Genomic DNA, 23,671 nt, shown 5'->3' with positions numbered 1-23,671 from the left:
ACAAATGCTCCACGCTGATCTACGCTCATTGCTGTGCGACGCCCGGGAGTAATGCGATGAGCACCGATGACAAACTGAACCTCGACGAACTCAGCCTGGTTCCCATGGAGCCGGACGAAGCGGCGCCGGCCGCGTCTGCTGCGCCGGACAAGCCGAAGTTCCTGGTCGATACCCGTCACAGCAAGGAACGGCGCAGCGGCACTGACCGTCGGCAGAGCATCCGTTTCGAGGCGGATCGTCGAAAGGGCGACCGGCGTGCGGGGTCGAAAGACGCCTGGTCGACGAAGTTCACCGACAACTGAGCAACGCCCGCAAGGGATGATTGCCGGGTTGCAGGTGAGCTGCTAAAAGCGGAATCGACATTCAGAATATCGATTCCGCCATGAGCGAAAGTGAAAAATCGAATACCCGCCTGTTCGACCTCGACCTGCTCCGCGCCATCGTCACGGTGGCCGACTGCGGCAGCTTCACCACGGCCGCCACGCGCCTGCACTCCACCCAGTCCACCATCAGCCAGAAGATCCGTCGCCTGGAAGAAATGGCCGGGCATCGCCTGCTGGAGCGCGGCAACCGCGACGTGCTGCCCACCGATGCCGGCGCGACGCTGCTGGGGTATGCGCGGCGCCTGCTGGCGCTGAACGACGAGATGGTCGAGGCGCTGTCCGGCGCCACGGTAGCGCTGACGGTGCGCATCGGCGTGCCGGATGACTTCGCCAGCGGCCGCACCACCGAGCAGCTGGCCGCCTTCAACCGGCGCTACCCACAGGTGAAGCTGGAGGTCACCAGCGGCCTGAGCCGCGATATTTCTGCCAGCTACGACCGCGGCGAGCTGGACCTGGTGCTGCTCAAGCAGCGGCAGAACGCCCGCGAGGCGGTGGCCTGCTGGCCGGAGAAGACGCGCTGGGTGGACAGCGCCCGCAACCCCTGTATCGAGCTGGACCCGCTGCCCATCGTCACCTTTCCGCCACGCGGGGTGTACCGCGACGAGATGATCGCCGCGCTGGAGGCCGTGGGCCGGCGCTGGCACATCAGCTTCACCAGTTCGAGCCTCTCCGGCATCCAGTCGGCCATCGCCGATGGCATGGGCATCGGCCTGCTGCCGCAGCGGGCGGTGACGGCGGAGCATGCGGTGCTGCCGAAGAACACCGGCCTGCCGTCGGTGGATGTGTTCGAGGTGGCACTGCTGCATCGCCCGGCGGCGGACCCCAAGGTGAAGGAACTCGCCCGCGTGCTGTCGCGGGTTCTGGCCCAGGATACGCAGGGCTGAGCGGCGCGCTCACACATTTGGAAAATGAATACGGCGGATTCCAACATTTAATTTGTGCATGAACACGCTGCTGGATATGGTGGCTCTCAGCGACGGACAACGCCCCAGTGGCGCACCGCTCCGCACGAATTGTTCGACCCGGCGCCAGGCGCCGGGCAGCAAGACAACAATGAGGAATCATCCCATGGCCAAAACCAGCTATTACGCGCCGCACGGCGGGCACCCGGCACAGACCGAGCTGCTCACCGACCGCGCGATGTTCACCGAAGCCTATGCCGTGATCCCCAAGGGCGTGATGCGTGACATCGTCACCAGCCACCTGCCCTTCTGGGACAACATGCGCATGTGGGTCATCGCCCGCCCGCTGTCCGGCTTTGCCGAGACCTTCTCCCAGTACATCGTCGAGCTGGCCCCCAACGGCGGCAGCGACAAGCCGGAGCAGGACGTCAACGCCGAGGCGGTGCTGTTCATCGTCGAAGGCGAGCTGACCCTGACCCTGCAGGGCCAGGTGCACAACATGCAGCCGGGTGGCTACGCCTTCATTCCGCCGGGCGCGGACTACAAGGTGCGCAACACCTCCGGTCAGCACACCCGCTTCCACTGGATCCGCAAGCACTACCAGAAAGTCGACGGCGTACCGCTGCCCGAAGCCTTCGTCACCAACGAGCAGGACATCGAGCCGAAGGTGATGCCGGATACCGAAGGCCGCTGGAGCACCACCCGCTTCGTGGACATGAGCGACATGCGTCATGACATGCACGTCAACATCGTGAACTTCGAGCCGGGCGGCGTGATTCCGTTCGCCGAGACCCACGTCATGGAACACGGCCTGTACGTGCTGGAAGGCAAGGCGGTCTACCGTCTGAACCAGGACTGGGTCGAGGTGGAAGCCGGCGACTTCATGTGGCTACGCGCCTTCTGCCCGCAGGCTTGCTACTCCGGTGGCCCGGGTCGCTTCCGCTACTTGCTGTACAAGGATGTGAACCGTCATATGCGCCTGACCCTGAACCAGGCGCACTAAGCGAAAGGTACGGGCGGGAAGTCTCTCGGACTAACGCAGTGACAAAAAAACCGGCGCCCAGGCGCCGGTTTTTCTATTGCGGGCATATTGGCCGCACATCACTATGATAGCGTCTCGCACCATCGCTACCGCGCTGTCTGCTAAAAGCACGGCGCAAAGACGATGCGCTGCAACCCAGGAGATAGACGCATGGATGCCCGCTTACTGCCCCAGTCCGAGTTCGACAACGTCCATTTCTTCCGGACCTTCACGCTCCTCATCCTGCTCGTCCTCGGCGCCCTCACCCTGACCCGGCTGACGGCCGGTGTCATGCCCCTCTTCTCGCCCGTCCCGCTCGTGCTGCTGGCCCTCGGAGGCCGCTTCGTCGTGGAGTGGCGCAGGCTCGCCGGCTGCCAGCCGGCCTTCATCGACAACGACGAGCTGGTGCTCTGCGGCCTCCAGAGCCATCGGCAGATTCCGCTGAGGAACATTCAATCGGTACGCACCCGGCGCAGCCTGTTCATGGTGCGGCGCTATCGCTCCTGGTCGGAGCATCTGGCGTTTCTGGAGTTCACGCTGAATGACGGCGAGCGCGTCGCCACCCTCGCCGAGAGCGGCGTGCTGGAATTCCCGGCCGGCGCGGGCACGCTGAAGGCGGTCGAGGCGGCGATTCTGGCGGCGAAGATGAAGGGCGCAGCCGGCGGCCAGCACTGAAGGTCGGCACCGTAGGCCGTACAACCGTTCGCCGTCGCACGCCGATTCACCGTGGGCCCTCGTCGGTGCCACGTCGGGTTTGGAGTGCCCTCAGGCCAAGGTGTGTCGGCGTATAAGGCAGAGCCTTACACGCCCTACGCCAAGCCTCGTTGCAGCTCGCACGAGCGGAGCCTCTGCGCGATGGTCGGCGTGGGCCGACCGTCATTCGGCGGGTTCGCGAGCAAGCTCGCTCCTAAAGGGTCAGGGCGTGCCGAACATCGCCGTCCAGTAGATGCCCGCATCGCTCTTCGGGTCGGCCGCGTAGGCTGCGCCCAGTTCGCGGAATTGCGGATTCATCAGGTTGGCGCAATGGCCGGGGCTGGACAGCCAGCTGTCCACCACCTTGCGTGCGTTGCCCTGGCCGGCGGCGATGTTCTCGCCGATCTGCTGGAAGCCGTAGCCGCCCAGTTCGGCGCGGTCGCCCGGCGTGCTGCCATCGCGGCCCTTGTGGTCGAAGTAGTTGTTGTTGGCCATGTCACGGCTGTGGGCTTCGGCAATGCTGCCGAGGGTGGTGCTCCAGGTCAGCGCCGGGGCGTTGCCGAAGTTCTGTCCGCCGCACTGGCGGGCCTGGCCGCGCGCGGCGTTGATGGCCTGCAGCAGTTGCTGACCTTCGGCCTCCCAGGTGCCGAGCTTGCCTTGCAATAGCGGACGGCCGAGGAGGATGCGCCAGTCGTCACCCTCGCGGTTCACGCCGACATCGACGAACTGCGGGTCGAGCAGCACCTGGCAGAAGCTTTCCTGCAGGGCCTTCATTGCCGAGCTCACGTCACGCGGGCCGGTGAGGCTGAGCATGCGCACGCTGCTCATGGGGTAGCCGGTCTGGCTCAGCGCGCTCTTCCAGTCGCCGACGCCCGCGGGAATTGCCAGCCGCTGCTCCACCGCCAGCGGCGGGAGGACCTGCGAGGCGCTGCCGGCGCAGGACTGCACCTCGCCACGATAGGCGTTGATGGCTTCGACCAGTTGCTCCTGGTCGGCGGCAACAGCGAAGGTGGCGGACAAAAGTCCCAGCGACAGCAGCAGGCTACGCGGGATGAAGGACGTGGCACCCATGCAGGATTCCCCTTGGCGAAATGGCGTACATGATGCGTGATTCTGCGGCGTTTGGCTGCGGGCAGCGTTGCATTGAGGCGGCAGCACGGAAGCCCGCCGGACACTTCCGGAAACGCTTGTGCCCCACCGCCCCCGGTATTTCCCGGCACTGCCTGACCTGAAGCAAAGGAGCCCCCGAACCGTGATTGCTTGCCCCCCGGCCAACTCGGACAATTGAGCAATCTGAACTTTCCGCACGGCAGTGGGAGGTGGTCCGGTGTTCAGTCCGGCCCGCGTATTCGGCTTCACCTTTCTCCTGGCCATCGGTGCGACGCTGCTGGCCGGCTGGCACATGCTGGAGATGAAGCAGGATGCGCTGGCCTACGCCAACGCCAGCGGCCGCAACACCCTGCTGCTGGTGGAGCGCGAGTTCCACCGCGACCTGGACGTGCACGCGCAGACCCTGCAGACACTGGCCAATGTGATCACCGGCCCGGCAACACCGCAGCTCACGCAGCAGGTGCTGCAGGAGCTGGTGGAGGGCCATTCCGCCGGCGTGGCGCAGTCGGGCACGCTGGTGCTGACCGATGCCGAGGGGCATCTGTTGGCGGAGCTGAACCACGCCGGTGAATCCAGCGGCGATCTGTCCGGGCGCGAGTACTTCCAGGCGCCACGGGACAATCCGACGGGCCTGCTCCTGAGCCATCCGTTCATGCCGTCCTACCCGAACTCATCCCCCAGCACCGCACTGAGCCGCGCGGTACGCGACGACCATGGGCGCTTCCTCGGCGTGGCGGCGGCGATCAAGGAGTTGCAGTACATGCAGTCCTTCATTCGCGGGCTCGACCTGGGCAAGCGCGGGGTGGTGTCGATCCGGCTGCTCGACGGCACGCTGCTGGCACAGTGGCCCGAAACCCCGCAGCGCTCCAGCGACGATGAGCAGCAGGCATTCCTGCGCTTCGTCGCAAGCGGCCAGGCGGAGTCCATCCAGCGCCAGAACAGCGGCTCGGACGCTTACTGGCGCGGCTATCGGCGCATCGGTGCGTATCCGGCGGTGGCGTCGGTGGAGCTGTGCCGGGACGCGATCTTCCACACCTGGACCGGCCGCACCTGGATCACCAGCGGCCTGTTGCTGGCCATCAACGGCACGACCCTGTTCTTCGCCTTCCGCCTGAGCCGCCATCTGCGCCGCCGCAAGACCAAGGAGAACCGCCTGCGCACCGAAGCCGACACCGATCCGTTGACCGGCCTGCGCAACCGACGCTGGTTCGACAAGAAGGCGGCGCTCGAATGGGAGCGTCGCCGCAGCGGCGACGGCGAGCTGGCGGTATTGATGCTCGATATCGACCAGTTCAAGGCCTACAACGACCATTACGGCCACCCAAGCGGCGACCTGGCGCTGATCAACGTGGCGCTTCTGGTCCGCCAGGGCTGCCGCCGCGCGGACGACGGCGCGGCCCGCTACGGCGGTGAAGAGTTCGTGGTCATCCTCCCCGGCTGCGACAGCGCGGCAGCCGAGCGTGTGGCCGAATCGATCCGCCGCGCCGTGGAGGAAACCGCCCTGCCCCACGCCAAGGGCGAGCGCGGCGTGGTCACCGTCAGCGTCGGCGTGGCGAGCACCTCGGAGACCCCAGCGGACAGCATCGAAGCGCTGATCGCGGCGGCCGACGCGAACCTCTACAAGGCCAAGGCGGGGGGACGCAACAAGGTGGTGGCGTGAGCGCGGATCAGCGCGCCAGCGGCTCCATCACCTCGACTTCCTGGATGTCGAAATCACGAAGCAGGTAGTCCATGCGCTGCTCGTAGAATTCGCGCATGTGCGGCAGCGCCGTGTGCACGGCCAGGTGCTCGCGGCTCTGCCAGACCTCGAAGAAAGTGAACAGGGTCGGATCGCTGGCATCACGCAGCATGTGGTACTGGACGCAGCCACCCTCGGCCCGGCTCGGTGCGAGATAGGCACGGAACAGGCTCTCGAAGGCGTCGGACTTTTCCTGACGGGTATGGGCCTGGAGGATGAAGGCGTACATGGGTGTGGGCTCCGGGGAGGCGGGAAAGATTGCCCTATCCTCACGCAAATCAATTGGCGACATTCGTGAGTATCACGCACGTATCATTTGTCTGGAAACAGGTTATTCCCGCGCGACCGAGTCGATATCCTGCCGCCGTTCTGAATCTGTCACTTCGAGAGCCCACCCATGAAAAAGATCCTGCTGATCAATGGCGGCAAGCAGTTCGCCCATTCCGACGGCCGTTACAACGCAACCCTGCACGAGGCCGCCATCGCGTACCTCGACCGCGCCGGCTGCGACGTGAAGGAGACTTTCGTGGACGGTGGCTACGACGTTGCCGAGGAAGTGCAGAAGATGCTCTGGGCCGACGTGGTGATCTACCAGATGCCCGGCTGGTGGATGGGCGCGCCCTGGACGGTAAAGCAGTACATCGACGAGGTGTTCACCGCCGGCCACGGCAGCCTTTACGCCAACGACGGCCGCACCCGCTCCGATGCCTCGCAGAAGTACGGCAGCGGCGGCCTGGTGCAAGGCAAGCAGTACATGATCTCGGCCACCTGGAACGCGCCGCAGCAGGCCTTCGACGACCCGACTGACTTCTTCGAGGGCAAGGGCGTGGACGCGGTGTATTTCCCCTTCCACAAGGCCAACCAGTTCCTGGGCATGAGCCCGCTGCCGACCTTCCTGTGCGTGGATGTGATGAAGCGTCCGGACATCGAGGGTGATGTGGCGCGTTACCAGCGGCACCTGGCCGAGGTGTTCGGCGTCGAGGCGTGATGGTCTTCCCGCAGGAGCGGACTGCATCCGCGATTGGATTTTCCGGCGGCTCCGGTGCCGGGCTGATCGCGGGCATGGCCCGCTTCTACAAAAGCCCATTCCCCCGTGACAACCTGCCGTTCGTATACCTGTAGGAGCGGGCCATGGCCGCGAAAGGAATCCCCGGCAGCGCCGGAATTGGGCAAGCCGCGGACAAGGCCCGCCCCTGCGCGAACAACTCAGCCGCACCACGGGGCACCCGGCATTGGGTTCCAGCCGCGAATCAGCTAGGCTTCGCCCTTTCCTACTGCCTGTTCAGGAGTTATCCCATGGCCCGTGCATCCGCCCGTCACATCCTGGTTTCCAGCGAAGCCAAGTGCAATGAACTCAAAGCTGCCATCGAAGGCGGCGCCGATTTCGCCCAGGTGGCCCGCGACAACTCCACCTGCCCGTCCGGCCGCAGCGGCGGCGACCTGGGCAGCTTCCGTCCGGGCCAGATGGTCCGCGAATTCGACCAGGTCGTGTTCAGCGCCCCGCTGAACGTCGTCCAGGGTCCGGTGAAGACCCAGTTCGGCTACCACCTGGTTGAAGTGACCAGCCGCGAAGACTGATCCGCTCCGCCCGCGCCGTGCCCGTCGATGGGCGCGGCGCCTCCCCTCCCAGCGGCCCGTCCGTGCCCCCCGCCCCACCTGAATCGCCCCACAACCTCAGGCGCTCACCGCACCCTTCGCACGACGGGCACATTGGCTTCGAAGCAGCCCCCGCAACGCTCTGGACCGGACGCTAGCGATCGAGCCTGTCGACCAGTTCACCCGCCCGCACTCCAGCGAGTACCTTCCGGCATCACTCCTGCGGTGCGTCAAGGCGCGAGCCTCGTACCCTTCCTACGCTCTCGCCCTACAACCTGCATCCCGGCTAGTCTGAATACAGATGCGCCCTTCCTGCACGGGTCCACCACCGAACCAAGGACGTTCCCATGAGCACTGCCAGCGCCACCGACCTGCCCGATGTCTTCACCTATCTGGCCCAACTGCCGCAGTACGCCGGCTCCGACATGTTCTTCAGCGTCGGCGCTCCGCCGCACATCAAGATCGAAGGGCACAGCCGGCCGGTGGGCGAGCGCGCGCTGGCCAATGGCGAGGTGAAAACCCTGGCGTGGCAGCTGATGACGCCCGAGCAGGTGACGGAGTTCGAGCGCGACCTGGAGATGAACCTGGCGATCAGCGTGCCAGAGCTCGGTCGCTTCCGCGTCAACATCTACTTCCAGCGTGGCGAAGTGGCGATGGTGGTGCGGCTGATCAAGCAGGTGATCCCGGACGTGGCGACCCTCGGCCTGCCGCCGATCCTCGACAAGCTGGCGATGCAGGATCGCGGGCTGATCCTGGTGATCGGCGCGGCCGGCTCGGGCAAGTCCACCACCCTGGCGAGCATGCTGGACTTCCGCAACCGCCACCGTTCCGGGCACATCGTCTGCATCGAAGACCCGATCGAGTTCCTCCATTCGCACCAGAAGTCGATCATCGACCAGCGCGAGGTCGGCCTGGATACCCACAGCTACGCTGATGCCCTGCGCAACGTGCTGCGCGAGGCGCCGGACGTGATCATGCTCGGCGAAATCCGCGATGCGCCGACCATGCAGAACGCATTGCACTACGCCGAGACCGGCCACCTGTGCGTCGCCACCCTGCACGGCACCAGCTGCCGCCACGCCATCGAGCGCATCACCCGGTTCTTCCCCGATGAAGCCCGCCCGCAAGTGCTTGCCGACCTGTCGCAGAACCTGCTCGCACTGATCGGCCAGCGCCTGGTCCCCGGCACGCGCCAGCACCGCGCGGTCGCGGTGGAGCTGATGCTGGGCACATCGCACATTCGCGGCATCATCCAGCGTGACGAACTGCCGGAGCTCAAGGGTGCGGTGGAGCGCGCCCTGGAAAGCGGCATGCAGAGCTTCGACCAGAGCCTCTACAAGCTGCTGGAGGAAGGCCGCATCAGTGTCGCCGACGCCCTCAAGTTCGCCGACTCGCGCACGGACCTGGCGCTGAAGATCAAGCTGGAACGCGGGATGGACGACGACAGCATGGGATCGGTGTTCGGGGCGTAGGGCGCGCCGAATTCAGCCCCGGCCTGAGCCATTCGCAGGAGCGGACTCCGTCCGCGATTCGCCTGACGCCGTAGCGTCCGGGTGAGGCTTTCGCGGACAAGGTCCGCTTACATTTTTCTGGGTGATACCCCCTTCGGGTCAGCGCTAGCGCTGTTCGCGATGGAGCCGCGTCCCGCGTTCGCGGGGATGACGTGTGCAGGGGGCGATGCACGATACCGTCACTCCCGCGAACGCGGGACAGCGCTTGCGCTGAACGCACTTCAGTGCGGCCCAAAGGGTGAGCGCAGCGAATAGCCCAGAAGACAGTTGCTCCTACGAAAGCGTGTATTCCTCACAGTGCCTGGAGCAACTCATCCAGGTCCACGCTCTCGGCCGTCATCAGGCGCAGCGGCCGTCGCACGGACCGCCCCAGGAAGCGAGCCTGCACTACCCTTCCAGCCGCCATCTGCACGCCAGCCCGCGCAGCTTGAATTCCCCACGACGCGTCCCCGGTTTCGACACCCGGTGAGGAGGCAGCGACTATGCTGTTGGCCAATAGATGGAACCGGCGGCACACACAGACCGGTCGATCTCTGCCATTCGCTTCTGGGGGATTCATATGGGCAAGCCTCAACCGCCTTATCTGTCGGCCGTTCTGAGCCTTTCGTTGCTGCTGGCCGGCTGTTCCAGCTCCGCCACCGCACCTTGCGAGGCGCGCATGAGCGGCCAGCGCTGCCACGCCGAACGGCTGCTCTACCAGAACGACATGCTGCAGGCCAGGATGCTGATCGCCTCCGGCGACCTGGACAACTACGAGCTGGCCGGTGCCCTGCTCGATCGCGCCCAGCCCTTTGATCGGCGCGGCGAGGTGAGCTTTTACAAGGCGCTGTTGAAGATCAAGGAAGGCCAACAGGTGGACCAGGTGCTGCCACTGCTGGAGCATGCCGCCGACGCGGGCCAGCCCTATGCCGTGGCGCTGCTGTACAAGGTCTGGTCCGAACCCTATCTGGTGGACAAGGCCAATCCGGGCAAGGCCCTGCGCTACCAGCGGGCCTACACCGGCCTGGACGTTGCCCGCAGCGGCTACCCCTCGTTCGAGCAGTCCCTGGCGCTGGTCGACAACCTGCTGGCCCCGCCGCCCGTGCTCGCCAGCCAGCAGGTCCGCCGCTAGCTCTCGTCCGGTAGCGCAGCGGCCTGCTCGAAGCTCCGCTCGCCGGGGTTCCTGCCGTGGGGCAGATGGTGCTCGATCACGGCGTTGAGCTCCGCCCCCAGCAGCAACACCGCCGCGGAAATGTAGAAGTACAGCAGCAGGACGATGATGGCGCCGACGCTGCCGTACATGGCGTTGTAGTCGGCGAAGTTCTTCACGTAGAAGCCAAAACCCAGGGACGCGGAGATCCACAGCACCACCGCGAGCACCGAGCCGGGGGTAATGAAGCGGAACCTCTGCTTCACGTTGGGGGTGACGTAGTAGATCACCGCCACGGCCATCATCATCAGCAGGACGATGACCGGCCAGCGCAGCACGCTCCAGAGGAGCACCACGTAGTCCTCCAGCCCCACCCGCGCGGCAATCCAGCCCATGACCTGCGGGCCGAGAATCATCAGCGTGGCGATGACCAGCAGCATGCCGACGATGCCGAAGGTGTAGAGCACCGACAGCGGGATGCGCTTCCACGCCGGGCGCGCTTCGCGCACGTCATAGGCGGCGTTCAGCGCGGTCATCAGCGAGCGCACCGCCGCCGAGGACGACCACAGCGCAACGATGATACCGATCGACAGCAGGCCGCCCTGGCGCTGTTGCAGCTGGTCGATGACCGGATTGACCTGTTCCAGCGCCTGCGCCGGCAGCACGTAGTCAGCCTGCCCGCGCAGCCAGTCGAAGAACTCCGGCAGGTGCAGGAAGCCCAGCAGGGCGATAAGGAACAGCAGGAAGGGAAACAGCGAGAACAGCCCCTGGTAGGCCAGCGCGGCGGCATAGGTGGGCATCTCGTCCTCGAGAAACTCCTTCACCGTCAGGCTGATCAGTTTCCAGGGCCCAAGGCCCAGCCCCCGCATGTCCATGAATCGCATCCCGCTCCGTCCTTCTGCTGGCCGCCCCGCCGACCGACGTCTGCAGGGTGGACCTGCGCGGCGCGGGAAAAGTTGCAATGAAAAGCGCGGCGCAGAGCGCCGCCAGGACAGACCATAGCCGCTGGGCGCTCTCCAGTGCCAGAAGGACGTGCGTAAGGTGCGTGGGGAACGGCTCAGTCGGCCAGTCGATAGACCTTGGCGAAACGCGCCGCCTTCACCACACCGTAGTCGCCGGGCGCGTACTGCATGACCCAGTCGCCGGCCTCGCCGTTGAGACGGTCGCCGCCCGCCGAACGCAGGAGGGTGAACGGCTCGTCCATGCGCCTTGCGAGCACCACGCTCGGGCGGTTGCGATAGGCACCTGGCTCGCCGTGGGCGAGCGCTGCATCGGCAGGCAGGTACTTCGGATCGAAGCGCTCGCGGGAGACGACCCAGCGCTCCCCGGTCGCGCCGCTGATGATCGCATCACCGGGTGCGTAGCGGTTCGGCCCTTCGAGGCTCATCAACTCGCCCGGCGCTGCGGCGAATTCGACGGTGACGGTTTCGTCCTTGACCACGCGTTGCGCGGCGGAATCGGTGGAGAGGTCGAGGTGAGTGAGTTCGATCATGGCAATGGCAGCGAGCCTGCTTCCAGAAAAGGGGGGAGGATGAAAACCGGGCCAGCGCCCACCGCATGCGGTGCGCAAGATTAACCGGAAAAGAAACGCGCCGCGAGCGGCCCCACGGTGCGACGCCTGGCATTCGGCGCCCTGGGCACATAAGGCGCGCCTGCGCCGGGCGGAACGCCGCGCCATGGCCTATAAACTCCCTGGCGCTTTCGCGTCATATTCCTATCGCCGTACAGGACAACCGCATGCCGATCCGCCTGATGCCCCGCCTCGCCTTGCCCCTCCTGCTGCTGAGCAGCCTTGCCGTACAGGCCGACGATACCGCCGAGGAAGCCAAGTTCCTCAAGGACTCGGTGGAGTACTTCGACCAGGTCACCCGCACCAACCTGCCGCACCAGGTGGACAAGGTCACCACCCTGAACAGCGTGCAGCTCGACCCGGTGAAGAAGATCCTGTATTACCGCTACGGGATTTCCAGCCTGCGTCTGGACCGGATGGATCTGGGGGCCCGCGCCAAGTTCGAGAACGGCCTGAGATCGCAACTGGAGAGCACAACCTGCCAGCAGACCGAGCTGCTGCAGCGCTTCCGCGAACACCACCTGAGCGTCACCCACGAATACACCGGCAGCGACGGCAAGCCGCTGGCCAGCATCACCATCGACCCGCAGACCCTGGATTGCGCCAAGAGCTGAACCCCGCCCCATGAGCCGTGCCGACTATCACCAGGAACACGCCCAGCGCGCCGAGGCCGAAGCCCGGCGCCTGCTGGCCGAGCGCGAAGCCATGGGCGCGCGCTGGCTGCCCTGGGTGGCCACCGAGCTGTACCGCCTGACGCCGCCCCACTACGCCGCGATGGTGCGCCGCGAGCTGGAACGCCTCGCCACCGGCTGAACGGCGAAGCGGCGCGGCGTCCGAGGGCTATGCTGTAGCTGTCCGCTCTCGGATCGAGGGCGTCCCGTCGGAGGACAAGCCATGAAAGGTCTCGACGCGAAGAAGCAAAGCAAGAAGAAGCCGCTGAAAACCGCGCACGAAAAGCGCATGGCCAAGCGGCAGAAGAAATCCGGCAAGACGCTGCTGGGCACCCCGCAGCAACCGTCCTGAGGGTCCATCCCTCATCACGCGGGTAGCCTTGGGAGAGGCTATCCGCTTATCGAATTCAGTCCCGTAACCCAGGTGCCTCCTGGCAACGCTGGCATCCGGCGGGTCGTGGGCATGGCCTGCTCCTACGGAGCGATTCGGCAGGTTCCTGTAGGAGCGGGCCATGCCTGCCAAAAGCGCCCAATGGCGCTCCCGCGAACCGTTGTCCCCTGCGGAATCGCCCCACGCCGAACCTGCTCCTGCCCGATCACAATCCCGCAGGCCGGTCTCAGTCATCCGCCTCCGGATCGAGCCCCGGGAACAGCACCTCGGTAAATCCGAACTTGCTGAAATCAGTGATCCGCGACGGATACAGCCGGCCGATCAGGTGATCGCACTCGTGCTGCACCACGCGGGCGTGAAAGCCCTCGACGCTGCGGTCGATGGGTTGCCCCTGCGGGTCGACACCCTGGTAGCGGATGGACCGGTAGCGATTCACCGCGCCGCGCAGGCCGGGCACCGACAGGCAGCCCTCCCAGCCCTCCTCCAGTTCCTCTCCGAGCGGCGTGATCACCGGGTTGAGGAGGATGGTCGGCGGCACCGCCGGGGCATCCGGGTAGCGCTCGCTGCGCTCGAAACCGAAGATCACCAGCTGCAGGTCGACACCGATCTGCGGAGCGGCAAGGCCAACGCCGCCGACTTGATGCATGGTCTCGAACATGTCGTCGATCAGCGCCTGCAACTCGGCGCTGCCGAACATCGACGCCGGCACCGGCGGCGCCACGCGCAGCAGGCGTTCGTCACCCATCTTGAGAATCTCGCGGATCATCTCGCTCTCGCCCCCGGACTGTCTGGAAAGCGGCATCCTCGGCCATGTAGGGGCAGCGCGCAAGCCATGCGACCATTGGGCTCCCGCCCCGTGGAGGCCCTCCTGCCGGTGCTAGACTCAAATCTGACGAAATTCATCAAATGGCGGCGATTTGCCGGCAAACCCCGGCAAATCGAAGTCAAACCCAAGGGGGTATGGCCGGGGGTCGGAGGTTCGTCATGAACAGGCATTACTACATCAGTGACAACCTGGACGATCTGGACAAGGTCGAACACGAATTGCAGGAAAGCGGCATCAGCATGGAGCAGATGCACGTGCTGAGCGACCAGGATGCCGCACTGGACGAGCATCGGTTGCATGAAGTGCCCTCGGTGATGAAGAAGGATGTCGTGCACTGGGGCAAGATCGGCCTGCTGATCGGCGCCTCGCTGGCGGTTCTGGTACTGCTGGTGGGCTACTTCAGCGGTTGGACGCAAACCGCCGCCGGCTGGATTCCGGTGCTGTTCCTCGCCGCGGTGCTGATGGGCTTCAGCCTGTGGGAAGGCAGCTTCGTCGGCCTGCAACGTCCCAGCGGTGACGTACGCCGCTTCGAACCCAGCCTGCATTCCGGCCGGCATGTGTTCTTCGTCGACGTGAAGCCCGAGCAGGAGCCGCTGCTGGACATGGTAGTGCGTCATCACCCGCGCCTGGAAATCGCCGGATTCGGCGCGGCGACGCCGAACTGGCTGCTGTCCGTCGAACAGGCCTGGAACCGCTTCCGCCACATGATGTGACGTAGCGGTGCCTCTCGTTCCGCGCAGCTCATGCGTCGCGGAGCGGCAACCTGCGGCTGGAAACTCCCCCTCCTTGATGCACATCAGACCGATGAGAGCCGCCAGGCTCGAAACTGGGTTTGCAAACCCGGTTTCGAGCGTCAATCCCGGCCGTGGCGTTCGCAGCGGCCCGCGACGCCGGCATTCTCAAGGAGGTCCCCATGAGCCAGCCTGCCCAGGTCATCATTCACTCCAGCCAGGGCATCGACCGACAGCAGTACCTCATCCGCCTGAACTACCAGGTGGAGAACCCGGCCAGCCGCGATGCGCGGGTCAGATTCCAACTGACTGGCGAGATCGATGGCCAGCCGTTCGATGAGCGCTTCGAACTGCCCGGCGACATCGCCTTCAACTTCGCCAGCAGCGCCACCCGCCTGCTGCGCCGCCACGGCCTGCGCCTGTGCCCAGGGCCGGTGGTGCGCTTTCGCAAGGAGCACGATCAGGTCTTCGACGACCTGCGCCGCCAGCTCAGGGCAGAACCCGGCAAGCCGGTGGACCTGCAGCGCATGGCCTCACTGGCGCCGGTGCAACCGCGTTGCGCGGTTGCCGAATCCATCGTGCGCGGGCGCGGCTGAGCGGTTCAGACCAGCTCGATGCCGTCGTCGAGGATGGTGATCAGGCCCTGCTTGTACAGGCCGCCGATAGCCTTCTTGAAGTTGCCCTTGCTGACACCGAACTGCTGCGCGATTAGATCCGGCGGGCTCTTGTCACTCAGCGCCAGCCGGCCGCCGGCTTCGCGCAGGGCCTGGAGAATCTGCTCGCTGAGCGCATCGGAAAGGCCGGCGCCGGCCGGTTGCAGGCTCAGGCTGATCTTGCCGTCGGCGCGCATTTCCTTGATGTAGCCGGTCTCGCGCAGGCCGTTGCGCATGAACTTGAAGACTTCGTTCTTGTGGATCAGGCCCCAGTGTTTGCCGTCGATGATGGCCTTGTAGCCAAGGTCGGTGCGCTCCACCACCAGCAGATCCACCTGCTGGCCAGCCTTGTAGTTGGCCGGGGTGTTGTCCAGGTAGCGATCCAGGCGCGCGGTGGCGGTGATGCGGCGGGTGCGCTCGTCGAGGTAGACGTAGACCACGCAGTAGTCGCCGACCTGCAGCGGGCGCTTCTCTTCCGAGTGCGGCAGCAGCAGGTCCTTGGGCAGGCCCCAGTCGAGGAACAGGCCGACGCGGTTGACTTCGACCACCTTGAGGCTGGCGAAGCCACCGACCTGCACCTTGGGTTTCTGGGTGGTGGCGATCAGGCGGTCTTCGCTGTCCAGGTAGATGAACACGTTGAGCCAGTCGCCCACTTCGGTGGGTTCGTTCTTCGGCACATAACGCTTGGGCAGCAGGATTTCGCCGTGGCTCTCGCCATCCAGGTAGAGACCGAAATCGGTGTGCTTGGCCACCTGCAACGAATTGAACCGACCTATGACTGCCATGACGCTTACCTCGTGAACGGGGCGAGCATTCTACGCGCATTGGTGCACATTGGCTGCCGCCGGTTACTGGATTACGCCGGGCCTGAACTTGTAGGAGCGCGCCATGCGCGCGATTCGCGGGCATGGCCCGCTCCTACAAGGCATCCTGTGCCTGCCCGCACCTAGGACACTCCGATCCTGGCCAGGGCGCCAACGATGCGAACGGTTATACGCCCTACAGGTTCTCCGCCTGCCCGAACTGTAGCTCGGCCAGGCGCGCATACAGCGGACTGCTGGTCACCAGTTCGGCATGCCGCCCCAGTGCTACCAGCCGGCCATGATCGATCACCGCGATGCGGTCGGCATTCAGCACCGTAGCCAGCCGGTGCGCGATCACCAGGGTGGTGCGGCCGCTCATCAGCCCCGGCAGAGCCTGCTGGATCAGGTGCTCGCTCTCCGCGTCGAGGGCGCTGGTGGCTTCGTCCAGCAGCAGGATCGGTGCATCCACCAGCAGCGCACGGGCGATCGCCAGGCGCTGGCGCTGGCCGCCGGAAAGCCCCTGGCCGCTCTCGCCCAGGTGAGTCTGATAGCCCTGCGGCAGGCGCAGGATGAATTCGTGGGCATGGGCGGCGCGGGCGGCAGCCTCGACTTCGGCGTCGGTGGCGCCGGGCCGTCCATAGCGGATGTTCTCCTCCACGCTGCCGAAGAACAGCGCCGGATTCTGCGATACCAGGGCAAAGCTGCGGCGCAGGTCAGCGGGGTCGAGCTGGGCGATGGGCTGGCCGTCGATGCGGATGCGCCCTTCCTGCGGGTCATAGAAGCGCAACAGCAGGTCGAACAACGTGGACTTGCCGGCGCCGGAGGGCCCGACCAGGGCCAGGGTTTCCCCCGCCTCGACCCGCAGGTCAATGCCATCGATGGCCCATTGCTGCAGGCGCGAGGGATAGGCGAATCGCACCCCTTCCAGCGAGAGGCTGCCGCCAACCCGCTGCGGCAGATGCAGCAGGCCGCTGGCCGGGGTGTGGATGTCACTGCGCGCCCGCAGCAGCTCGGCGATGCGCTCGGCGGCGCCGGCGGCACGCTGCAACTCGCCGATCACCTCGCTCAGGGTGCCGAAGGCCATGCCGACGAGCAGGCTGTAGAACACGAAGGCCGCCAGCTCGCCGGCGGTGATCCGGCCGGCAATCACATCCATACCTCCGACCCAGAGCATCACACCCACCGCCCCGAGCACCAGCAGGATCACCACGCTGACCAGCCAGGAGCGCTGCATGATGCGCCGGCGCGCAGTATCGAAGGCCTGCTCGACGGTGGCGCCGAAGCGCTGGCGATCCTGCGCCTGGTGGTTGTAGGCCTGCACCGTCTTGATCTGCCCGAGGGTCTCGCCGACATAGCTGCCGACATCGGCAACGCGGTCCTGGCTCAACCGCGACAGGCTGCGGACACGGCGACCGAACAACAGGATCGGCGCGATCACCAGCGGCAGCGAGGCGACCACGATGCTGGTCAGCTTGGCGTTGGTGATGAACATCAGCGCCACGCCGCCGATCAGCATCAGCGTGTTGCGCAACGCCATCGACAGCGACGAGCCGATCACCGTCTGCAGCAGCGTGGTGTCGGCGGTGAGGCGCGACTGGATTTCCGAGGCGCGGTTGTTCTCGTAGAAGCCCGGATGCAGCTCGATCAGGTGGTCGAACACCCGTCGGCGGATGTCGGCGACGAAGCGCTCGCCGATCCACGACACCAGGTAGAAGCGCACGAAGGTGCCCACCGCGAGCCCGGCCACCAGCACGAAGAAGATCCCGATGGCGCGGTTGAGCAGCGGCTCGGACTGGGTGACGAAGCCCTGGTCAACCAGCATGCGGATGCCCTGCCCCAGCGACAGGGTGATCCCCGCGGTGAACAGCAGGGCGACCAGCGCCCCCAGGGCGCGCCAGCGATACGGAGCGAGGAACGAACGGGCCAGGCGCAGGGCATTGCGCTGGCGGGACGACAGCAGGGGCATGGACGACTCGATGCGCGCATCAGGGCCCACGAGCGTAGCACCGTGGACCGCGCGCAGGCGACGACGGGCGCGGCGTAGAACCATTCATGCCATTACCGCCCCGAAGGATGCTCATTTCGTGTACAATGGCCGGCCAATTTGCGCAGACAGGTATGGCAGATATGACCACCAAGCCCTCCACCCGCCAGAAGGCCGCCCCCAAAGCTCCCGCAGCGACCGCTACCAGCGAAGCTCTGGAAGCCCAGATTGCCGCCTTCCTGAACTCCGGTGGCGAGATCCAGCAGATCGCCAAGGGTGTCACCGGTCAGAACTACGGCGCACCGAGCCGCCACATCAGCCTCGGCAAGAAGTAACCCCCTTTTCGGCAAGCCCGCCGGCCTCCGGCGGGCTGCCCGTTTTGCACTTCCGCACAGCCCCGCGTAATTCCCCCGCATCTTTTATTGCTTCCACGCCTTGCTCTCGGGCAGAGTCCGCCAATAGTCAGGACTTGGCCGCCCCGGTCACCGTTGCAAGGAGCTCTCGATGTTGCCCCCGCCCCCGGAAAAGCTGCTGTCCCGCAATCTGCTCGACGTGCTCATCCGCGCCGGCCTGATACTGCTGCTGGCCCTCTTCTGCTTCCGGATCTTCCACCCCTTCCTCGATCTCATGCTGTGGTCGGTGATCCTCGCCATCACCCTCTACCCGCTGCACCAGATGTTCAGCCGCGCCCTCGGCGAACGGCCGAACAGCGCGGCAACGCTGATCGTGCTGCTGGGCCTGGTGATCCTGCTGGTGCCGGTGGTGGTGATCGGCCTGTCCATGGCCGAGTCCGTGCGCGACCTGGTGCAGGCGATCCAGAACCGCACCCTGCATGTTCCGCTGCCACCGGACTCGGTGCAGAAATGGCCGCTGATCGGGCAGTACGTCTATCCGTTCTGGCAACGCGTCGCCACCGACTTCATGGGCGTTGCGCAACAACTGGCCCCGCACCTGCAAGGCGTGGCGAAGAAGATCGCCGGCCAGGCGGCGGGCGTCGGCATGGGTCTGATGCAGTTCCTCGCCGCCTTCGTCATCGCCGGCATCATCATGGCCTACGGCAAGCTGGGCAGCACCACCGCCTGCGATATCGCCATTCGCATCTCCGGCCCGGAACGCGGTCCGGGGCTGGCCGAGCTGTGCACCGGGACCATCCGCGCGGTGGCCCAGGGCGTGGTGGGCGTGGCGTTCATCCAGACGATGATCCTCGGCCTGGGCTTCATCGTCATGGGCATCCCCGGCGCCGGCCTGCTGTCCCTGGGCGTACTGCTGCTCGGTATCACCCAGCTGCCGGTCGTGCTGATCACCCTGCCGGCGATCGTCTATGTTTTCATGACCGGCGACTCGCTGCTGGTGAGCATCCTGTTCACCATCTGGACCGTAATCGGCGGCCTCAGCGACAACGTGCTCAAGCCGCTGCTGTTCGGTCGTGGCAGCAAGGTGCCGATGGCGGTGATCCTGTTCGGCGCCCTGGGCGGCATGCTCAGCAATGGCATCATCGGCCTGTTCGTCGGCCCGGTGGTCCTGGCCCTGGGCTACGAGCTGTTCATGTCGTGGGTGCGCGAGCGCGAAACCCCGGTGGAGCCGCCCGCCACTCCATCCCCCTGAAGCCCCCTCGCCCGTGGCCGAGGCCACGGGCGCCTCGGTCTCTTTCTGATGCAAAGCCCGTCGACCAGGGTGGGCTATCCGCATCGCATGGCTCCCCATCCGTTTTCAGGCCTGAGCGGCGGGGATACGGATCATTCCGGCTGCTTGCGGTTACAATGGTGCCCCCTTTCCTGCCCCGGTCTTCCGTCATGTCCGAACCCATCCGCCTGTCCAAGCGCCTCACCGAGCTGCTGTCCTGCTCGCGCCGCGAAGCCGAGCTGTACATCGAGGGCGGCTGGGTGACGGTAGATGGCGTGACGGTGGAAGAGCCGCAACTCAAGGTCGACAGCCAGCGCATCGAGCTGCTGCCTGGTGCCGTACCCGAGCCCTTGCCGCCGGTCACCCTGCTGCTGCACAAGCCCGCCGGCTACAGCGTCGAGGACGCCGTGGCGCTGCTGCGGGCGGACCAGCGCTGGAGCGAAGACCCCACCGTGCAACGCCTGCTGCGCAAGCATTTCCGCCAGCAACGCCCGACCACTCCGCTGGAAGACGGCGCCAGCGGCCTGCTGGTGTTCACCCAGAACTTCGGCGTCATCCGCAAGCTGGTGGACGATGCCGCACGTGTCGAGCATGAGTACGTGATCGAGGTCAGCGGCGAACTGGACGCCCACGGCCTGAAACAGCTGGCCCAGGGCCTGCCATTGAAGGCCAGCTGGCAGAGCGAGAACCGCCTGCGCATCGCCGGCAAGCAGGTGCGTCCGGGGCTGATCGGCAAGCTGTGCCGGGAAGCCGGGTTGCGTGTCGAGGCGATTCGCCGCATCCGCCTGGGCGGCGTGGCCATGGCCAAGTTGCCGGTCGGCCATTGGCGCTACCTGCAACCGGGCGAGCGCTTCTAAGGGGCAATCCGACCAAGGTCCAAGGCTCCCCGCGCAACGCCGGGAGCCGCTCTGGCACGCCGCTTCGCGCCGCTATCGATGGCATCGATAGTGAACAGCAGGCTCTTTCAGTTCTCATGGCCGCGCCCACGCGGCATCTTCGACCCATCAGCTCGCAGGAACCCGTTTCGCCGGCCCCTTCCAGGCCGCAGGGGCGAACCAGAAACCCGCGACACTCGCCCACGGTTCGAACGAGGATTGGATCATGCAAATCGTACTGGACTTCCTGCTGCTGGTTGGCTCCCTGGTGGAACTGCTGCTCTACGTCGCCCTGGCCAGCGTGGTCCTGGCTACCGTCGTGCTGCTCAGCGTCATTGCCGTGCTGACCCTGCGCTCGCCGGGCCAGCCGATCACCATTCCCGAACGTCGCCGGCCGATCGTCCGCAAGCCGCGCGCCGTGGTCGCCGAACTCAAGCCCGTGCTGGCGGAAGCCGCCTGAGTCAGCCTTCGAGGCTTGGCCGGTAGCGCCCCAACGCGGCGCCCAGCCCGCACTCGAAGGTTCTGTCCTGCTGGCCGCCGTTGGCTATCAGGGTTTCCCCCCGACATTCATATCCGCCACGAAGCGTTGCGACTCCCCCACCCACGCGGCTGAATCCTCCGCCGCGACATGCACGCAGGGACAACACCCACCACCCGGAAACCGCCGATGCGCGGAACAGCGCCTCAGTGGTGACCGATGCCCTGGTCTTCCAGGTGGTCGGCCTCGAACAGGGTCTCCAGTTCCTTGCGCGCCTCGCGGGCAGTCTGGATCACCGCCTTCTCGTCGTCGTAGACGCGGTATTGGGCCATCAGCACCGCTTCGTCGTGACGCTTGAAGCGACGGATGCGCGCGGCCACCTGCTCCTCGTTCAGCCCAAGGCCGGTGAGCAACAGCCGGCTCATCTCCAGGCTGGAATGGAAGGTCTCGCGTACCGGCGTCGCGTCGGCGTCCAGCAGGTGGTAGACGTGCTGGCGGTTGCGCGCCCGGCCAATGACCTTGATGTGCGGATAGAGCTTGTGCACCAGCCGCGCGGTTTCGATGTTGGTCTGCGGATCGTCGGTGGCGACCACGAAGAACTCGGCCTTCTCCACTTGCGCGGCACGGAGGATTTCCGGGCGCAGCGGGTCGCCGTAGAAGATCGGGATGTTGCCGTAGCTGCGGGTCAGCTCGATGGTGTCCACCGAGGTATCCAGCGCCACGAAGGGTACGCCCTGGGCGCGCATGATACGGGCGACCACCTGGCCCATCCGGCCCATGCCGGCGATCACCACGCGCGGCGCGTCGTCGGGCAGCTGGCGGTACTCCGCCGGCGGCTCGCGCAGCGCGGCCGGCTTGGGCTTGATGCTGCGCGCCAGGGCCAGAACCAGCAGCGGGGTCATCGCCATCGACAGGGTGATGCACAGCACCAGCAGCGAATGCAGGTGGCCGTCCATCAGGCCCTGGGCCTTCGCCAGCTTGAACACCACGAAGGCGAACTCACCGCCGGCGCCCAGCAACACGCCCAGACGTATCGCGGAGACCTTGTCCAGCCCACCGGCCAGGCGACCGATGACGAACAGCAGCGGCAGCTTGATGCCCACCAGCAGCAGGGTCAGGCCGATCACCTGCAGCGGCTCGCTCTTGAGCAGGCCGAGGTCGGCACTCATGCCCACGCTGATGAAGAACAGCCCGAGCAGCAGGCCCTTGAAGGGTTCGATCTGCGCTTCCAGCTCGTGTCGGTACTCCGAGTCGGCCAGCAGCAGGCCGGCGAGGAAGGCGCCCAGCCCCATGGAGACCCCGGCCTCTTCCATCAGCCAGGCGGTGCCCACCACCACCAGCAGCGCGGTGGCGGTGGACAGGTCGGCCTGGCCGGTGCGTGCCACCGAGCGGAACACCGGGCGCAGCAGGAAGCGCCCGCCGATCACCACCACGGCGATGCTGCCGACCACTTCCATGACATGGGCGAGGTCGCCGCCGGCCGCCGCCGAATCGGCGCGCGCGCCCAGCAGCGGGATCATGGCGATCAGTGGGATGGCGGCGATGTCCTGGAACAGCAGGATGGCGAACGCCAGGCGGCCGTAGGGGCTGGTCAGCTCCTTGCGCTCAGCGAGGATCTGCAGGCCGAACGCGGTGGACGACAGTGCCAGACCGCCACCGATTACTACCGCGGCATTCACCGGCAGGTCGAAAGCCAGCACGCCGAGGCTGCCGAGCGCCAGCGCGGTGAGCAGCACCTGGGCCAGGCCCACGCCGAACACCTGCTTGCGCATCACCCACAGGCGCTTGGGCGAAAGCTCCAGGCCGATGATGAACAGCAGCAGTACCACGCCCAGTTCGGACAGGCTGGCGACGCTTTCAGGGTTGTCGATCAGGCCCAGCAGCGAGGGACCGATGAACACGCCGGCCAGCAGGTAGCCAAGCACGGCCCCCAGCTGCATGCGCTTGGCCAGCGGCACCATGAAGACAGCCGCGAGCAGGAACACCACTGCCGACTGCAGGTAATTCGTCCCATGTTCCATGTATCAAGACTCCTTGGAAGGGTTGGGGCGAAGCGAAGATCCACCCAGGTCGTTCAAATCAGTTCTCTTGCAAATCCAATTACGGTCGAATCAAGTCTAGAGGGCCACGCCCTCGGCCAGCAGGTAGCGCTGGAACTGTGCGGCCAGCGCCTCGACCTGCTCCCACGGCTGGGCGTGACGCTCGTCCAGCGCCACGTGACTGGTGGCACGACAACGCGCCTCCAACCCGCAATGCTGGTAGAAGGCATTCACCACCTCGACCATCGGCTCACGCTGGTTTTCCATCAGGATCGCGCCGTGGGCCAGCACCACGTAGCGGCCATCACTGGGGCGGCGGCGCCAGCGCTGGGCAGTGCCGACCAGCTTTCGCCCCGTCAGGTTGACGTTGTAGCGACCGTCGCAGAAGGCGCCCTCCACTTCGCCCAGACCGGGGTCCAGGCCGAGCCCGGCGAGCCAGTCGCAGAGCGGCTGGCAGAGGCGCTGGTAGGCGGTTTCGATGCGCGTCTGTTCGTTGTCGGTGGTCGGAATCGCGTAGACCAGGGCGACGTTGAGCACGGCGGGCGACTGCGGCACCGGCTCGCCACCGGTATCGCGCAGCGCGATGGGCCAGCCCTGCCCGGCGCAAACCTGCTCCGCCGCGCTGAAACCGTCCAGCCGACTGAGCCGGCGCGGCATCACCAGGGCCTGCTGGAGCGGGCGCCAGAACAGCAGCCCGCTGTCCCGGCCGCCGCTGAAGGCTTCGTCCAGCAGGGCCCGCTCGGCATCCAGCCCATCTTCCACCGGCAAGCGTCGCACTCTGTTCATGACCGATTCCTTCAGCATCCAGGGGGGCGGACTATGCCCGCGACAGGCGAATCCGACAATGATCAGAGACGGATAGTTGCCGGCCATAGCGATTTCTCGAAGGTAGCCTCAGTGGGCTACTGCTCACAACTTGAACACTTCTTTTCCCCATGCCGCGA

27 protein-coding genes are annotated in these 23,671 nt (G+C 66.0%); 18 read left to right on the top strand and 9 right to left on the bottom strand.

Annotated elements, in window-relative coordinates:
* The first annotated feature begins 56 nt into the window (after positions 1-56).
* From GA645_RS09480 to GA645_RS09465, 4 genes are all read left to right on the top strand, one after another.
* Entirely contained in the window at positions 57-302 is a 246-nt protein-coding gene (locus tag GA645_RS09480; protein ID WP_152222113.1) for a hypothetical protein, read from the top strand.
* Positions 303-382: 80 nt separating this feature from the next.
* Positions 383-1,267 (top strand): LysR family transcriptional regulator, encoded by an 885-nt coding sequence (locus GA645_RS09475; RefSeq protein WP_152222111.1) that lies wholly within the window; start codon positions 383-385, stop codon positions 1,265-1,267.
* Between the two features lie 184 nt (positions 1,268-1,451).
* Entirely contained in the window at positions 1,452-2,288 is an 837-nt protein-coding gene (locus tag GA645_RS09470; RefSeq protein ID WP_152222109.1) for a bifunctional allantoicase/(S)-ureidoglycine aminohydrolase, read from the top strand.
* A gap of 189 nt (positions 2,289-2,477) precedes the next feature.
* A complete protein-coding gene (locus GA645_RS09465) occupies positions 2,478-2,981 on the top strand; it encodes a hypothetical protein (protein WP_152222107.1) in 504 nt (167 codons plus the stop codon).
* A gap of 240 nt (positions 2,982-3,221) precedes the next feature.
* Here the strand turns inward: GA645_RS09465 and GA645_RS09460 are convergent, their stop codons facing one another.
* A complete protein-coding gene (locus tag GA645_RS09460; RefSeq protein ID WP_152222105.1) occupies positions 3,222-4,070 on the bottom strand; it encodes a CAP domain-containing protein in 849 nt (282 codons plus the stop codon).
* 256 nt (positions 4,071-4,326) lie between these two features.
* On the opposite strand from GA645_RS09460, the gene GA645_RS09455 reads away from it, so the two are divergent.
* Positions 4,327-5,769 carry a diguanylate cyclase gene (locus GA645_RS09455; RefSeq protein ID WP_152222103.1) on the top strand — a complete coding sequence of 481 codons (1,443 nt, stop codon included), beginning with the start codon at positions 4,327-4,329 and terminating at the stop codon, positions 5,767-5,769.
* A 7-nt stretch (positions 5,770-5,776) separates the two neighbouring features.
* Here GA645_RS09455 and GA645_RS09450 read toward each other — a convergent pair whose 3' ends face one another.
* A complete protein-coding gene (locus GA645_RS09450; RefSeq protein WP_152222101.1) occupies positions 5,777-6,076 on the bottom strand; it encodes a putative quinol monooxygenase in 300 nt (99 codons plus the stop codon).
* Positions 6,077-6,244: 168 nt separating this feature from the next.
* Here GA645_RS09450 and GA645_RS09445 point away from each other — a divergent pair, with 168 nt between their 5' ends.
* The 4 genes from GA645_RS09445 (at position 6,245) to GA645_RS09425 (ending at position 10,065) form a co-directional block, all read left to right on the top strand.
* Positions 6,245-6,835 carry an NAD(P)H-dependent oxidoreductase gene (locus GA645_RS09445; RefSeq protein ID WP_152222099.1) on the top strand — a complete coding sequence of 197 codons (591 nt, stop codon included), beginning with the start codon at positions 6,245-6,247 and terminating at the stop codon, positions 6,833-6,835.
* 308 nt (positions 6,836-7,143) lie between these two features.
* Positions 7,144-7,425, top strand: a complete 282-nt coding sequence (locus tag GA645_RS09440) for a peptidylprolyl isomerase (RefSeq protein WP_152222096.1) — start codon at positions 7,144-7,146, stop codon at positions 7,423-7,425.
* 365 nt (positions 7,426-7,790) lie between these two features.
* Positions 7,791-8,915 carry a PilT/PilU family type 4a pilus ATPase gene (locus GA645_RS09435; protein WP_152222094.1) on the top strand — a complete coding sequence of 375 codons (1,125 nt, stop codon included), beginning with the start codon at positions 7,791-7,793 and terminating at the stop codon, positions 8,913-8,915.
* A 598-nt stretch (positions 8,916-9,513) separates the two neighbouring features.
* Entirely contained in the window at positions 9,514-10,065 is a 552-nt protein-coding gene (locus tag GA645_RS09425; protein WP_152222090.1) for a hypothetical protein, read from the top strand.
* Here GA645_RS09425 and GA645_RS09420 read toward each other — a convergent pair.
* Together GA645_RS09420 and GA645_RS09415 are read right to left on the bottom strand one after the other, a co-directional pair.
* Positions 10,062-10,967 carry a YihY/virulence factor BrkB family protein gene (locus tag GA645_RS09420; RefSeq protein WP_152222088.1) on the bottom strand — a complete coding sequence of 302 codons (906 nt, stop codon included), beginning with the start codon at positions 10,965-10,967 and terminating at the stop codon, positions 10,062-10,064. The two genes, GA645_RS09425 and GA645_RS09420, sit on opposite strands and share 4 nt — an antisense overlap.
* Positions 10,968-11,140: 173 nt before the next feature.
* Positions 11,141-11,575 carry a PGDYG domain-containing protein gene (locus GA645_RS09415; RefSeq protein WP_152222086.1) on the bottom strand — a complete coding sequence of 145 codons (435 nt, stop codon included), beginning with the start codon at positions 11,573-11,575 and terminating at the stop codon, positions 11,141-11,143.
* A 245-nt stretch (positions 11,576-11,820) separates the two neighbouring features.
* Between GA645_RS09415 and GA645_RS09410 the strand changes: the two genes are divergently transcribed.
* The 3 genes from GA645_RS09410 to GA645_RS29010 all read left to right on the top strand — a co-directional run bounded on the left by GA645_RS09410 (position 11,821) and on the right by GA645_RS29010 (position 12,676).
* Entirely contained in the window at positions 11,821-12,267 is a 447-nt protein-coding gene (locus GA645_RS09410; protein WP_152222084.1) for a hypothetical protein, read from the top strand.
* A 10-nt stretch (positions 12,268-12,277) separates the two neighbouring features.
* The gene (locus GA645_RS09405) at positions 12,278-12,466 is read left to right on the top strand and encodes a hypothetical protein (protein ID WP_152222082.1); all 189 of its coding nucleotides are present in this window, start codon (positions 12,278-12,280) and stop codon (positions 12,464-12,466) included.
* A gap of 81 nt (positions 12,467-12,547) precedes the next feature.
* Positions 12,548-12,676 carry a hypothetical protein gene (locus GA645_RS29010; protein WP_256676115.1) on the top strand — a complete coding sequence of 43 codons (129 nt, stop codon included), beginning with the start codon at positions 12,548-12,550 and terminating at the stop codon, positions 12,674-12,676.
* A gap of 265 nt (positions 12,677-12,941) precedes the next feature.
* Here GA645_RS29010 and def read toward each other — a convergent pair whose 3' ends face one another.
* Positions 12,942-13,481: a peptide deformylase gene (gene def / locus GA645_RS09400; RefSeq protein WP_152222080.1), complete on the bottom strand. Its 540-nt coding sequence runs from the start codon at positions 13,479-13,481 to the stop codon at positions 12,942-12,944.
* 218 nt (positions 13,482-13,699) lie between these two features.
* Here def and GA645_RS09395 point away from each other — a divergent pair, with 218 nt between their 5' ends.
* Both GA645_RS09395 and GA645_RS09390 read left to right on the top strand, forming a co-directional pair.
* Positions 13,700-14,254 (top strand): magnesium transporter, encoded by a 555-nt coding sequence (locus tag GA645_RS09395; protein ID WP_152222078.1) that lies wholly within the window; start codon positions 13,700-13,702, stop codon positions 14,252-14,254.
* A 200-nt stretch (positions 14,255-14,454) separates the two neighbouring features.
* Positions 14,455-14,868, top strand: a complete 414-nt coding sequence (locus GA645_RS09390; protein ID WP_152222075.1) for a DUF5064 family protein — start codon at positions 14,455-14,457, stop codon at positions 14,866-14,868.
* Between the two features lie 5 nt (positions 14,869-14,873).
* On the opposite strand, the gene GA645_RS09385 is transcribed toward GA645_RS09390, so the two are convergent.
* Positions 14,874-15,710 (bottom strand): S1 RNA-binding domain-containing protein, encoded by an 837-nt coding sequence (locus GA645_RS09385; protein WP_152222073.1) that lies wholly within the window; start codon positions 15,708-15,710, stop codon positions 14,874-14,876.
* Positions 15,711-15,924: 214 nt separating this feature from the next.
* Complete coding sequence (locus tag GA645_RS09380; RefSeq protein WP_152222071.1) at positions 15,925-17,694, bottom strand: ABC transporter transmembrane domain-containing protein; 1,770 nt, start codon at positions 17,692-17,694, stop codon at positions 15,925-15,927.
* Positions 17,695-17,846: 152 nt separating this feature from the next.
* Here GA645_RS09380 and GA645_RS09375 point away from each other — a divergent pair, with 152 nt between their 5' ends.
* The 4 genes from GA645_RS09375 to GA645_RS09360 all read left to right on the top strand — a co-directional run bounded on the left by GA645_RS09375 (position 17,847) and on the right by GA645_RS09360 (position 20,670).
* A complete protein-coding gene (locus tag GA645_RS09375; protein WP_024765957.1) occupies positions 17,847-18,047 on the top strand; it encodes a hypothetical protein in 201 nt (66 codons plus the stop codon).
* 169 nt (positions 18,048-18,216) lie between these two features.
* The gene (locus GA645_RS09370; RefSeq protein ID WP_152222069.1) at positions 18,217-19,317 is read left to right on the top strand and encodes an AI-2E family transporter; all 1,101 of its coding nucleotides are present in this window, start codon (positions 18,217-18,219) and stop codon (positions 19,315-19,317) included.
* Positions 19,318-19,505: 188 nt separating this feature from the next.
* Positions 19,506-20,192, top strand: coding sequence for an RNA pseudouridine synthase (locus tag GA645_RS09365; RefSeq protein WP_152222067.1), 687 nt, complete (start codon positions 19,506-19,508; stop codon positions 20,190-20,192).
* Between the two features lie 244 nt (positions 20,193-20,436).
* Positions 20,437-20,670, top strand: coding sequence for a hypothetical protein (locus tag GA645_RS09360; RefSeq protein ID WP_152222065.1), 234 nt, complete (start codon positions 20,437-20,439; stop codon positions 20,668-20,670).
* Positions 20,671-20,894: 224 nt separating this feature from the next.
* Here the strand turns inward: GA645_RS09360 and GA645_RS09355 are convergent, their stop codons facing one another.
* Positions 20,895-22,709, bottom strand: coding sequence for a monovalent cation:proton antiporter-2 (CPA2) family protein (locus GA645_RS09355; protein WP_152222063.1), 1,815 nt, complete (start codon positions 22,707-22,709; stop codon positions 20,895-20,897).
* Between the two features lie 96 nt (positions 22,710-22,805).
* Positions 22,806-23,513 carry a lipoate--protein ligase family protein gene (locus tag GA645_RS09350; RefSeq protein WP_152222061.1) on the bottom strand — a complete coding sequence of 236 codons (708 nt, stop codon included), beginning with the start codon at positions 23,511-23,513 and terminating at the stop codon, positions 22,806-22,808.
* Between the last annotated feature and the right edge of the window lie 158 nt (positions 23,514-23,671).

It is taken from the genome of Pseudomonas sp. SCB32 (genome assembly GCF_009189165.1).
Classification (GTDB): domain Bacteria; phylum Pseudomonadota; class Gammaproteobacteria; order Pseudomonadales; family Pseudomonadaceae; genus Pseudomonas.
The sequence above is the reverse complement of the archived record's forward strand: the minus strand, read 5'-3'. Positions and strand labels throughout refer to the sequence as shown.